The following is a 12,118-nucleotide window of genomic DNA, read 5'->3' on the forward strand; positions in this document are numbered from 1 at the left end:
CCGCGTGAACACCGCCATCCGACGGGTCGCGATCGCCGCCATGGTCATGGTGGTGGCACTGCTGTTGCAACTGACCTGGGTCCAGGTCTTCCGCGCCGACGAGCTCCGGGCCGACCCCCGCAACACCCGGATGCTCCTCGACGAGTACTCCCGCCAGCGCGGCCAGATCACCGCCGGCGGACGGGTGCTGGCCATGTCCCTGCCGTCGGAAGGACGCTTCGAGTTCCAGCGCACCTACCCCACCGACCCTGTCGTCTTCGGCCCCACCGTCGGCTACTACTCGCTGCAGTTCGCCACCGCCGGGGTCGAGCAGACCCAGGACGCCTTCCTCAACGGCTCCGACCCGAGACTGCTGTCCCAACGGATCACCGGTCTGATCTCGGGCCGCACCCCGCAGGGCGGCTCGGTGGAGCTCACCCTGGACCCCACGGGCCAGGAGGTCGCCTACGAGGCCCTGCGGCGCGGCGCGGGCCAGGGGCCGTTCGTGGGCTCCGTCGCCGCCGTCCGCCCCTCCACCGGTGAGGTGCTCGCACTGGCCTCCAGCCCGTCCTTCGACCCGGGCGCCCTGTCCAGCCTGGACCCGGAGGTCCGCGCGCAGGAGATGGCGCGCATCGAGCAGAGCCCGGACCGGCCGCTGCTCAACCACGCCACCCAGCAGTCCCTCCCGCCCGGCTCCACGATGAAGGTCATCACCACCGCCGCCGCGCTCGAGCAGGGCATGGGGCCCGAGACCCCCGTCTCCGGCGCCGACCGCACCCTGCTGCCGGGCACGTCCACCTACCTGGAGAACTACGCCGGCCAGACCTGTGGCGGCAGCACCGTCACCCTGCGCACGGCCCTCGAGAGGTCCTGCAACGTGCCCTTCGTCGAGCTGAGCCAGGAGATCGGCGCGGAGGCCTTCACCGAGATGGCGGAGAAGTTCGGCGTCGACGGCACCGCCCCGGACGATTTCGGCATCCCGGTCGCACCGTCGGGCCTGGGGCAGATGGAGGACGACGCCCAGCTGGCCATGAGTTCCATCGGGCAAAGCGACGTCCGGATGACGACCCTGCAGAACGCCATGGTGGCCGCGACCGTCTCCAACGGCGGGGTCCGCATGGAACCGCAACTCATCAAGACCCTGACGGCGCCCGATCTCTCCGTCGTCCAGGGCTTCACGCCCCGCGACGCCGCCCGCGCCCTCACCGACGAGCAGGCCGGCACCCTCACCGAGATGATGGTCGCCGCCGAACAGGGCGCCGGGGGCGGCTTGCCCGGGGTCACCGTGGCCTCCAAGACCGGCACCGCCGAGCACGGCGTGGACTCCTCCGAGTCCATCCCCTACACCTGGTACATCGCGTTCGTCCCCGGCCGTGACGTGGCGGTGGCCGTGGCGATTGAGTCCGGGCCCGGGGTCGATCGCAGCACCGTCGGGTCCACCTACGCCGCACCCATCGGTCGCGAGGTCCTGGGCGCGCTGCTGGGAGGGACGCCGTGAGTCTGAACTCCGGCGCGGTCCTGTCCGGCCGCTATCGCCTCCTGCGACTCATCGCCACCGGCGGTATGGGGCAGGTGTGGGAGGCCGACGACGGCGTCCTCGACCGCCACGTCGCCGTGAAGGTGCTCAAGGCCGAGTACTCCTCCGACCCCGAGTTCGTCGAGCGCTTCCGGTCCGAGGCCAAGGTCACCGCGAGGATCTCCCACCCCGGGATCGCCACCGTCTACGACTACGGGCAGATCGACGACCCCGCCTCCGGGAACCCGCTGTCCTACCTGGTCATGGAACTCGTGGTGGGCGAGCCGCTATCGGACGTCCTGGCCCGCGAGGGCACGCTGCCGATGCGGCACACCCTCGACATGCTCGAGCAGACCGGCCGCGCCCTCAACGCCGCCCACGCCATCGGCCTGGTCCACCGCGACGTCAAGCCGGGCAACATCCTCATCACGCCCGCCGGGCAGGTGAAGCTCACCGACTTCGGGATCGCCAAGTCCATGGGCGCGTCCGCCGTCACGCAGACCGGGATGGTCGTGGGCACCGCCCAGTACATCGCGCCCGAGCAGGCCATGGGTAACGAGACGTCCCCGGCCGGGGACGTGTACTCGCTCGGCGTGGTGGGTTACGAGTGCCTGGCCGGTCGACGGCCGTTCGTCGCCGACTCGCCGGTCTCCGTGGCGATGATGCACGTCCGCGACACCCCGCCGCCGCTCCCGGACTCGGTGCCCGGACCGGTCCGACGCGTCCTCGCCGAGGCCATGGCCAAGGACCCCGGCCGGCGCTACCCGGACGGCGAGGCCTTCGCCGAGGCGATCGCCGACCTCCGGGCCGGTCGCGATCCCCGTCTCCCAGGCGCGTTCCTCGCCGCCGGCGCCGCGGCGGGGGCTGCCGCAGCGGCCGCCGGCGCCACCGCCGCGACCACGGTCCTGCCCGATGAGGACCCGGGCGGCGTGTACCGGGCCGGGGGTTCGCCCGACCCGACGCGCGCGTACACCCGCACCCACCCGGGCACCGCCGGACAGCCGCGCACCGACGGGCCGCGGCCGGCACGACCGGCGCACCCGTCCCGGCCCCAGCCGGCGCCCGCCGCGACCCGGCGTCAGCCCGCCCCACCGGTCACCTCACGGCCCCCCGCCGCGGCGGCTCCGGCTGCGTGGGCTGGTTCCTCGTGGTGTTCGTCCTGGTGGCGGCGCTGGCGGTCGCGGCCGTCATCGCCCTGTCCAACGCCGGGGTCTTCGGCCCGGGCGGGATCTTCGGCCGGACCACTTCCACGACGCCGCCGTCCACCGCCCCGGTGACGACCACCACCACGCAGGCACCAGCCCCGGCACCCGAGCCGCCGCCGACCCCGACGCCGACCCCCGAACCCGCGCCGTCACCGACCGCGGTTCCGCCGGCCCCCGACCTGCAGGACATGCTGGACTCCCTCACCTCGGAGTTCAGCTCGCTGATCCCGCCCGAGGGGCAGCCCGGTGGGGGCCAGGGGCAAGGTCAGGACGAGGCGCAGGGCCAGGACGAGGGGCAGGGACAGGGCCGAGGACAGGACCAGGCGCAGGGCCAGGCCCGGGGCGCGGCCGGTGACGCCGTGCCCGTTCCCGCCCGGTGGGCAGGTGTCGACGGATGACCACACCATCCGTCCTGGCCGGGCGCTACGAGATCGGTGAGCCCCTCGGATACGGCGGCATGTCCGAGGTCCGTCGCGGGCGCGACACGGTCCTCGGCCGGGACGTGGCCGTCAAGATCATGCGCCCGGAACTGGCCCGCGACGAGACCTTCTACCAGCGCTTCCGTCGGGAGGCCCAGAACTCGGCGTCGCTGAACCATCCGTCGATCGTGGCGATCTACGACCAGGGGGAGGAGCACACCGCCGACGGTTCGCTGCCCTACATCGTGATGGAGGTGGTCGAGGGCGACACCCTCCGCGACATCGTCAGAATGGACGGCCCCATGGAGGTCGAGCGTGCCCTCGGCGTGATGGCCGATGTCTGCGGTGCGCTGGACTTCTCCCACAAGAAGGGCATCGTCCACCGCGACGTCAAGCCGGCGAACATCATGATCTCGCGCGACGGCGCGGTCAAGGTCATGGACTTCGGCATCGCGCGCGCCCTCAGCGACGCCGGATCGACCCTCACCAACACCTCGTCGGTCCTCGGCACCGCCCAGTACCTCAGCCCCGAGCAGGCGCGCGGCGAGACCGTGGACGCCCGTTCCGATCTGTACTCCGCGGGGTGCGTGCTCTACGAGATGGTCACCGGTGCACCTCCGTTCACCGGCGAGTCCCCCGTGGCGGTGGCCTATCAGCACGTCCGCGAATCCCCCGCGCCGCCGTCGGCGGTCAACCCGGAGGTGAGCCGCTACGTCGACGCGGTGGTCATGCAGGCGATGGCCAAGAACCCCGAGAACAGGTACACCTCCGCGGGGGAGATGCGCACCGACCTGCTCACGGTGCTCACCGGCGGCCGCCCGGCGGCGCCCCTGGTGCTGACCGACGACGAGCTCGACGACGACCAGCGCCCCGACGCCCCCCACGGGTTCACCGGCGCGGGATACGGAACCGGCGCGTCCCGCTGGTCACCCGGTGATGCGCCCACCGAGGCACACGACCTGCCGGAGCTGGCCGGTCGTGCCGCCGGCGCGGGTGCTCCTGCTGGCGCAGCCGGTGCCGGTGCCGGTGCCGCGCGTCCCGCCTCCCATCGCGGAGACGCCCGACGCCGCGACGCCCGACCCGACGACGCTCGTCGCGGGCCACGCGGGGTGGCCATCGCGCTCGCCGCCCTGCTGGTGCTGGGAGGGATCGCGACGGTGTCGATCCTGGCGACCTCGGGCGACCGCGGCGGTGTCGCGCAGCAGCAGGAGGTCACCGTCCCCGAGGTCGCCCAGCGGCCGGTCGCCGAGGTGGTCGAGGAACTCACCTCGATCGGGCTCGAACCCGTGCAGACCCCGGCGCCGCACCCCCAGATCCCCGAGGGTCACGTGATCTCGTCCGACCCCATCGCCGGCAAGCGTCTCGCGGTGGGCTCCGAGATCAGCCTCGTGGTCTCGACCGGCAAGCCCATCCTCTCGGTGCCCAACGTGATGGGGATGTCCCCCGCCGATGCCCGGCTCACCCTCGAGGAGGCCGGGTTCCAGGTGGTCCCGGAGAACGAGGCCCGGCCGTCGACACCCGAGGACCAGGACAAGGTCGTCGACACCGAGCCCGGACCGGGTGCGCAGGTGCCCTCCGACCGGCCGGTCCGGCTGACGGTGGGCTCCGGCCCCGAACAGCTCGCCGTGCCCGATGTCGTGGGGCAGTCCGCCGACCCCGCTCGCGCGACCCTCGAGGCGGCCGGCTTCCGCGTGGACACCCAGCGGGTCGACGGCACCGCGCCCGAGGGCCAGGTCGTGGGCCAGTCCACGGCCGCGGGTCAGACCCAGCTCAAGGGCGCGACCATCACACTCCAGGTCTCCGCCGGGAACCGGTTCGTGATGCCCAACCTCGTCGGCGACACCGTGGAGGAGGCCCTCGGCAAGCTCGAGCGGGCCGGCTGGCGTGGCGACCGCGGGCAGCTGGTGGAGCTCCCGCAGAACGACCCCGACCTCAGCCGGGTGGGCCAGATCTGGTCGCAGCAGCCGCCCGTGGGCGAGGCCGGCGTCAACGACCAGGTCGTCGTCCGGGTGATCCGGTTCGGGCTGGTGCCCGGCCCGGGCTGACCGGGCGAGCTGACCGGCCGGTCAGGCCAGGGCGGCGCCGCGGGTCCGGTCGAGCTCGGATTCCAGCCGCACGACCAGCGTCTCCGAGGGCCGTTCGCCGCACATCCCCAGCCAGTTGGCGAGCATCCGGTGCCCCCCGTCGCTCATCACCGATTCGGGGTGGAACTGCACCCCGTGAACGGGCATCTCGCGGTGACGCATCGCCATGACCAGACCCGAGCCGGTCCACGCGGTGGGAACCAGTTCGTGCGGGATCGTCTCCGGCAGGACCGTCAACGAGTGGTAGCGCGTCGCCGTGAACGGGCTGGGGATACCGGCGAGGACTCCCGAGTCGTCGTGCGTGACCTGGCTGGTCTTGCCGTGCATGAGCTCGGCGGCCCGGTCGACCGTCGCGCCGAAGGCCTCCCCGATCGCCTGGTGGCCCAGGCACACTCCCAGCACCGGGACGCCCGCGCGTCCACAGACCCCGATCAGCGGGATCGTGGCCCCCGCCCTGTCCGGCGTTCCGGGACCCGGGCTGAGCAGGACTCCGTCGTACCCGCTGACCACGCTCTCCAGCCCGGCCACGTCATAGCGGCCGTCCGGGCCGGCGAGCCTGGGGTCGTCGTTCCGCCACACGTCGCACTCCGCGCCCAACTGGCCCAGGTACTGGACGAGGTTGTAGACGAAGCTGTCGTAGTTGTCGACGACGAGGATGCGCATAGACGCAGCGTACTGCCGTCGCACGGGTGAGCGTCGGGGGCGGGCTTGGTAGAGTGGCCCCGACATCCCCCACCAGTTCGAGGACTCCATGCCCAAGTCAAAGGTCCGGTCCAAGACCGAGTACACCGACGCGGCCGTCAGCCGCACCCCCGTCAAGGTCAAGGGGACCCCGACCGCGCGGTGGTACCTGGTGCTCATGCTTGCGCTGATGATCCTGGGCCTGCTCTGGCTGGTGACGTATTACATCGCCGGTGAGCGGATCCCGTTCATGGCCTCTCTCGAGACGTGGCAGAACTTTGCGATCGGTTTCGGCCTCGCGGTCGTGGGACTCCTCATGACCATGAACTGGCGCTAGCCGGCCCGCCCGGCCGCTCTCCCCGGGCACGTTCCGCCTGTTCCACACCCCTCACACGCTGTGGAGAACTTCCTCCACACTGGGGATAACGCCTGTGTGCTGACGATGCCGACGACGCCGCAGGTCGGGACCGCGTCGACTCGAACGGCAGTCGAACTCCACCCGTGTTATTCATCCACAGTGTGGATAGCGCCTGTGGATAGGGGAGGATGTGCGGCATGAGTGGTGACGCCGTGTCGGGAGCCGGGCCGCGGGCGGCGTCGTGGTCACCCGGGGCCCTGTGGCCGGGCGTGCAGATCCTGCTCGGGGTGGCCCTGGTGGTGATCGGCCTGCAGCGGCAGGACCCGCTCGCACTACTGCTCACCGGCCCGGCGGCGCTGTTCCTCACCCTGTCGGGTGTGTCCCACCTGGTCCGGCGGCCCCGACTCGAGGTGGTGGACGGGCAGTTGGCGATCAAGAGGCTCCGCCGCGTGGACTTCGTCCCGCGGTCCGAGGTGGTGGAGGTGCGCCCGCTGGGGGTCTCCCGATGGGGGGCGCGGCAGCACCTGCTGCGACTCGAGTACACGGACGAGCGGGGTCGCGAACGACTGGACGTGTTCACCCGGCTCGATCTGGGGACGGATCCACGGGACGTGGTCGGCGCGCTGCACCGTCTGGGATTCGGGGCGGTCGGCGACGGCCGGTGAGGGTCAGACCGCTCCCGGCGGCCGACGCGGGGGTCAGACGACGTGGGGGTCAGCCGACGTGGGGGTCGGACGCCGGTGGGGATCAGCGGGTGACGAGGAACCCGAACGTCATGGCGTCGGCCGCGAACCACCCGGCGGCACCGACCGACCCGACCACGACGAGGAAGCCGACCCACGAGACGACCTCGCGACCCGTGCGACCCACACGCCGCGGCATCCGGCGTGGCACCACCACCAGGGCGAACGCGGCGACGGCGCCGGCCGCGAGCCCGCCCAGATGGGCCGCGAGCGAGATGCCGGGCACGAGGAAGCTCACGCCGACGTTGAGGACGAGCAACACCCCGATCCCCCTGACGTCGAGGCGCATCGACATCGCCACGATCGCGTACGCGCCCATCAGGCCGAAGATCGCCCCGGAGGCGCCGGCCGTGAGGGCGCCCTGGCCGTAGAACATCACGGCCACCGACCCGCCCAGCGCCGAGCCCAGGTAGAGGGCGAGGAAGCGGACGTGCCCGATGCTGCGCTCGATCCCCAGTCCGAGGATCCACAACATGTACATGTTGAGCAGCAGGTGCATCGGGCCGAAGTGCTGGAACGCCGAGGTGAGCAGACGCCACCACTCGTCCCGGGCCGCCACCAGCGGCGGGAAGAGCGCCGTGGCCTCGAACAACGGCGACGCGTTGTTGGTCAGGAAGCTGCGCGCCTGCACGACGGTGGCGGCGTAGACGGCCAGGTTGGCGGTGATGATCCACGCCGTGACCGGCTGGAGGCGGAAGAATCTCGCGACCGCGCCACCGCGTCGGGTCTGGGTGCTCATGTCTCCCGGTTATCCGTGCTGCGTCTCGTTCGTGCGGTGTCCCGTCCCCGCCCTGTCCCTGCCGCGTGCCGGCCCTGCCGCGCTGCGGATAGACCGGGACCGCTCGGTCAGGAGATCTCGATCGACTCGATGACGACGTCGTCGGTCGGCCGGTCCATCGCACCGGTCTTGGTGGTCGCGATGGCGTCCACGACCTTGCGTGACTCCTCGTCGGCGACCTTGCCGAAGATCGTGTGGCGGTTGTTCAGGTGCGGCGTGGCGCCGACGGTGATGAAGAACTGCGAACCGTTGGTGCCCGGGCCGGCGTTGGCCATGGCCAGCAGGTAGGGCTCGGAGAACTGCAGCTCCGGGTGGAACTCGTCCTTGAACTGGTAGCCCGGTCCGCCCCGGCCGGTGCCGGTGGGGTCGCCGCCCTGGATCATGAACCCGGAGATGACGCGGTGGAAGATCGAGCCGTCGTAGAACGGTCCGCTCTTCTCACCCTTGGCGTTGGCCTGGGAGTAGTCCTTGGAGCCGTCGGCGAGACCGACGAAGTTCGAGACCGTCTCCGGGGCGTGGTTGCCGTACAGCTCGATGACGATGTCACCACGGTTGGTGTGGATGGTTGCCTTCTGCGTTGCGATGCTCACGCCACCCATCCTGCCACGCCGCAGGGACCGATGTCGGCGAGGTGGTGGTCGGTGTCGGGCCGCTGTGCCACCATCTACCCATGAGCAAACGAAGCGATCGCGCCGACGAGCGTAAGGCCGTCAAGCAGGCGCAAAAGGACCTGGACAAGGCCGGCACCGCCGCCCGGAAGGCGTTCGACCTCAAGGACCCCCGCTTCCTGGGCGAGGCAGCAGTCGCCGCCACCCGTGGACCGGTCGGCCTGGCCCTCTTCGGTGCCAGCCGCGGCATCCAGGTGATCCGGGATCGTCGCGCCGAGCAGGCCGAACTCCTGGGCGATCTCGCCGCGGACGCGCGGCAGCACGCCTCCGCGCTGCGCGAGCAGACGTCGGCTCTGGCCACGCCGCCCCAGAAGCGCAACCCGCTGCGCCGCTTCGCGCCGCTGTGGATCGTGGGCCTCGCCGGCGGCGCCGCCGTCGCGGGCGCCACGGCCTATTTCCTTCGCGGCCAGGGCTCGCCCACCTCGCCGTCCGCGCCCACCCCGACCCCCGCCCCGCCGCGGACCCCCACCCCGGCCGAGGCGGCCGCCGAGGGGCGCGACCAGAAGACCGGCTCGGCGCCCGCGGCCACGACCGGCCCCGGCGTGACGGGTGACCCGGCAGGTTCGGAGACCGGTGAGGACCTGACGATCGAGTCCGCCGATCCCGAGGGGCCCTCGGACCAGCCCGCCGACACCTCCCCCGCCGCGGGCAGCGCGGTTCCCGGCCCGGCGGCCGGGTCCGCACCGCAGCCCTCGGACGACCAGCCGGTCGGCGAGGCCTCCACGGACGGGACCGCGACCGAGAAGTGATCGACCGGGACCCGATCCCCGACGGCTCCACGGCCGACGACACCGCCCTCGACGACACCGGACTCGAGGTCATCGCGTCGAGCCTTCCCGGACTGGGCCCCCTGGACGTCCACGCGCTGTACAAACTGCGCGTGGACGTCTTCGTCGCGGAACAGGACTGCCCGTACGCCGAGATCGACGACGTCGACGCCGACCCCGGCACGATTCACCTGCTGGCCCGTGCACCCGACGGCGCGGTCGTCGCGACACTGCGGGTGTTCGGATCGGACGCGGGCGACGGGGTCATGCACATCGGACGTGTCTGCACGACACCCGCCTGGCGGGGTCGGGGCATCGCGGCGCGGCTGATCCGCCGGGGGCTCGTGCTGTGCCGGGACCGGCCCGTGGAGATCGGGGCCCAGGCCTACCTGGAGAGGTGGTACGAGCAGTTCGGATTCGCGCGGTGCGGGCCGGACTATCTCGATGGGCGGATCCCCCATCTCCCCATGCGGCGCGACCTCCTAGGATGAGACCCGGCTCACCCCCTTCGATCCCTCCCGAGGACACACATGACGTCTGACGCTCCCTCCGGCTCGCTGGTCAAGGCTCTCCTCCCGGAGAGCGAGATGCCGACGCACTGGTACAACATCCAGGCCGATCTCCCCGAGCCCATGGCACCGCACCTGCACCCGGGAACCAGGGAGCCGCTCGGTCCCGAGGACCTCGCCCCGCTGTTCCCGATGTCCCTCATCGAGCAGGAGGTCACGCCGGAGCGCTACATCGAGATCCCCGAGGCGGTGCAGGAGATCTACCGATTGTGGCGGCCGTCGCCCCTGATCCGTGCCCGCCGCCTGGAGAAGGCGCTCGGCACGTCGGCGCGGATCTACTACAAGTACGAGGGCACCAGCCCGGTCGGCTCGCACAAGCCCAACACCGCGGTCGCACAGGCCTACTACAACGCCGCCGAGGGCATCACCAAGCTCACCACCGAGACCGGCGCCGGCCAGTGGGGCGCCTCTCTGGCGTTCGCCGGTCAGGCCTTCGGCATCGAGGTGGAGGTGTGGCAGGTCAAGGCCTCGTTCGAGTCCAAGCCGTACCGCCGGATGCTCATGGAGACCTTCGGCGCCTCGGTCCACCCGAGCCCGTCAGACCTGACCGAGGCGGGACGCTCGTTCCTGGCCAAGGACCCGGACACCCCCGGTTCGCTCGGCATGGCGGTCTCCGAGGCCGTCGAGGTGGCCGCCGGCGAACCCGAGGCCCGCTACTCACTGGGGTCGGTGCTCAACCACGTGTGTCTGCACCAGACCGTCATCGGCGAGGAGGCCCTCAAGCAGCTGGGCATATTCGGCGAGGACGCCCCCGACTACGTGTACGGCTGCGCCGGTGGCGGCTCCAACCTCGCCGGGTTGGCTTTCCCGTTCATCCGCGAGAACCTCGCCGGTGCCCGGACGCAGATCATCGCCGTCGAGCCCACGGCGTGCCCGTCGCTGACCGAGGGCGAGTTCCGGTACGACCACGGTGACGTCGCCGGCCTGACCCCTCTGATGAAGATGTACACCCTCGGTCAGGACTTCGTCCCGGACCCCATCCATTCCGGTGGCCTGCGCTACCACGGCATGGCGCCACTGGTCAGCCACGTCAAGCACCTGGGCCTGCTCGATTCCATGGCGGTGGAGCAGAACGCCGCGTTCGCCGCGGGCGTGGAGTTCGCCAAGGCGGAGGGCATCGTCCCCGCACCCGAGTCGACGCACGCCCTCGCAGGTGCGATGGCCAAGGCCCGCGAGCACACCGGTGAGGCAGGCACCGGACCGTCGATCGTGATCGGCCTCTCCGGTCACGGCTTCCTCGACCTCCCCGCGTACGAGTCCTTCGTCCGCGGTGAGATGGGCTGACGCCTCCGAAGACCCCCCGACCGTTCCACACCCTCGATCACAGGAGCCCCCCTATGACCAAGACCATCGACTTCACCGACCGCGTCGCGATCATCACCGGCGCCGGCGGCGGCCTCGGCCGCGCCTACGCGCTCGCGCTGGCCGAGCGTGGCGCCAAGGTCGTCGTCAATGACCTGGGCGGCGACGTCCACGGCGAAGGTGGCACCCCCTCCCTGGCGCAGCAGGTCGTCGACGAGATCACGGCCGCCGGTGGCGAGGCCATCGTCGACGGCAACGACATCACCGACGAGGCCGCCGTCGCGTCCCTCGTGTCGACGGTGATCGACAAGTGGGGCCGCATCGACGTGCTCATCAACAACGCCGGCATCCTGCGTGACAAGTCGTTCGCCAAGATGGAGATGGACGACTTCCGCAAGGTCGTCGAAGTGCATCTCATGGGCTCGGTCAACTGCACCAAGGCCGTGTGGCCGCACATGGCCGAGGCGGGCTACGGGCGCATCCTCATGACCGCCTCCACCTCCGGGATCTACGGCAACTTCGGCCAGGCCAACTACGGGGCCGCCAAGTCGGGGCTCGTCGGTCTGATGAACGTCCTGGCGATCGAGGGCGCCAAGAAGAACATCAAGGTCAACGCGATCGCCCCCACCGCGGCCACGCGGATGACCGAGGATCTGCTGCCGCAGCGGGTGCTCGACATCATGGGCCCGGAGACCATCGCCCCCGGCGCCCTGTTCATGGTCAGCGAGGACGCCCCCACCAAGACCATCCTCGGTGCCGGCGCCGGCGTTTTCGCCGTGTCCCAGATGGTCGAATCGCGGGGCGTCTACCTCCCCGACGACGCGCGCACCCCCGAGGTCGTCGCGGAGCGCTGGAACGAGATCGCGGACGTCACCGACGCCAACCCCCTGGAGTCGGCTTTCGAGCAGACCTCCAAGTACGCCGCGCTCGCCGCCCGCGAGCTGGGCCTGCACCTGGAGAGCTGAGGAAGGGCCGCCGCCCCGCCACCCCGGCACCCGCCGGAGCCCCCGCCGGAGCCCCGGCCGGAGCCCCGCCGTCGAGAAGGGCGT

The 12,118-nt window shown here is 71.5% G+C and carries 13 protein-coding genes; 10 read left to right on the top strand and 3 right to left on the bottom strand.

Translation table 11 applies throughout. The features are described 5' to 3' along the window. Positions 1–4: 4 nt before the first annotated feature. Genes OVA21_RS15670 through pknB form a run of 4 tightly spaced genes read left to right on the top strand, consistent with a single transcriptional unit; the run spans position 5 to position 5,164 of the window. Positions 5–1,477 (top strand): penicillin-binding transpeptidase domain-containing protein, encoded by a 1,473-nt coding sequence (locus OVA21_RS15670; RefSeq protein ID WP_096906450.1) that lies wholly within the window; start codon positions 5–7, stop codon positions 1,475–1,477. After that, positions 1,474–2,772, top strand: coding sequence for a serine/threonine-protein kinase (locus OVA21_RS15675; protein WP_268092806.1), 1,299 nt, complete (start codon positions 1,474–1,476; stop codon positions 2,770–2,772). Before OVA21_RS15670 ends, OVA21_RS15675 begins: the two co-directional genes overlap by 4 nt. Continuing rightward, positions 2,769–3,098, top strand: a complete 330-nt coding sequence (locus tag OVA21_RS15680; protein WP_268092807.1) for a hypothetical protein — start codon at positions 2,769–2,771, stop codon at positions 3,096–3,098. The genes OVA21_RS15675 and OVA21_RS15680 overlap by 4 nt, the downstream gene beginning before the upstream one ends. Further along, complete coding sequence (gene pknB, locus OVA21_RS15685) at positions 3,095–5,164, top strand: Stk1 family PASTA domain-containing Ser/Thr kinase (protein ID WP_268092808.1); 2,070 nt, start codon at positions 3,095–3,097, stop codon at positions 5,162–5,164. The genes OVA21_RS15680 and pknB overlap by 4 nt, the downstream gene beginning before the upstream one ends. 21 nt (positions 5,165–5,185) lie before the next feature. Here pknB and OVA21_RS15690 read toward each other — a convergent pair whose 3' ends face one another. Then, on the bottom strand, positions 5,186–5,866 hold the full coding sequence (locus tag OVA21_RS15690) for an aminodeoxychorismate/anthranilate synthase component II (protein ID WP_154830884.1): 681 nt from the start codon (positions 5,864–5,866) through the stop codon (positions 5,186–5,188). An 88-nt stretch (positions 5,867–5,954) separates the two neighbouring features. Here OVA21_RS15690 and crgA point away from each other — a divergent pair, with 88 nt between their 5' ends. Together crgA and OVA21_RS15700 are read left to right on the top strand one after the other, a co-directional pair. After that, positions 5,955–6,221 (top strand): cell division protein CrgA, encoded by a 267-nt coding sequence (gene crgA, locus OVA21_RS15695; protein WP_067716511.1) that lies wholly within the window; start codon positions 5,955–5,957, stop codon positions 6,219–6,221. 218 nt (positions 6,222–6,439) lie between these two features. Further along, complete coding sequence (locus OVA21_RS15700; RefSeq protein WP_268092809.1) at positions 6,440–6,907, top strand: PH domain-containing protein; 468 nt, start codon at positions 6,440–6,442, stop codon at positions 6,905–6,907. Positions 6,908–6,989: 82 nt separating this feature from the next. On the opposite strand, the gene OVA21_RS15705 is transcribed toward OVA21_RS15700, so the two are convergent. Together OVA21_RS15705 and OVA21_RS15710 are read right to left on the bottom strand one after the other, a co-directional pair. After that, positions 6,990–7,724, bottom strand: a complete 735-nt coding sequence (locus OVA21_RS15705; protein WP_268092810.1) for a rhomboid family intramembrane serine protease — start codon at positions 7,722–7,724, stop codon at positions 6,990–6,992. A gap of 107 nt (positions 7,725–7,831) precedes the next feature. Continuing rightward, the gene (locus OVA21_RS15710) at positions 7,832–8,362 is read right to left on the bottom strand and encodes a peptidylprolyl isomerase (protein ID WP_167457879.1); all 531 of its coding nucleotides are present in this window, start codon (positions 8,360–8,362) and stop codon (positions 7,832–7,834) included. A 71-nt stretch (positions 8,363–8,433) separates the two neighbouring features. Between OVA21_RS15710 and OVA21_RS15715 the strand changes: the two genes are divergently transcribed. From OVA21_RS15715 to OVA21_RS15730, 4 genes are read left to right on the top strand one after another with little or no spacing between them, the layout of a single operon-like run. After that, positions 8,434–9,180, top strand: coding sequence for a hypothetical protein (locus OVA21_RS15715; RefSeq protein WP_096907413.1), 747 nt, complete (start codon positions 8,434–8,436; stop codon positions 9,178–9,180). Further along, positions 9,177–9,689: a GNAT family N-acetyltransferase gene (locus tag OVA21_RS15720; RefSeq protein ID WP_227022418.1), complete on the top strand. Its 513-nt coding sequence runs from the start codon at positions 9,177–9,179 to the stop codon at positions 9,687–9,689. The genes OVA21_RS15715 and OVA21_RS15720 overlap by 4 nt, the downstream gene beginning before the upstream one ends. A gap of 39 nt (positions 9,690–9,728) precedes the next feature. Next, positions 9,729–11,051 carry a TrpB-like pyridoxal phosphate-dependent enzyme gene (locus tag OVA21_RS15725; protein WP_096906446.1) on the top strand — a complete coding sequence of 441 codons (1,323 nt, stop codon included), beginning with the start codon at positions 9,729–9,731 and terminating at the stop codon, positions 11,049–11,051. Between the two features lie 53 nt (positions 11,052–11,104). Continuing rightward, a complete protein-coding gene (locus OVA21_RS15730; protein ID WP_067716521.1) occupies positions 11,105–12,034 on the top strand; it encodes an SDR family oxidoreductase in 930 nt (309 codons plus the stop codon). Positions 12,035–12,118 lie beyond the last annotated feature (84 nt).

The sequence above is a fragment of the Dietzia sp. SL131 genome, from assembly GCF_026672565.1.
In the GTDB taxonomy this organism is placed as follows: Bacteria; Actinomycetota; Actinomycetes; order Mycobacteriales; family Mycobacteriaceae; genus Dietzia; species Dietzia kunjamensis.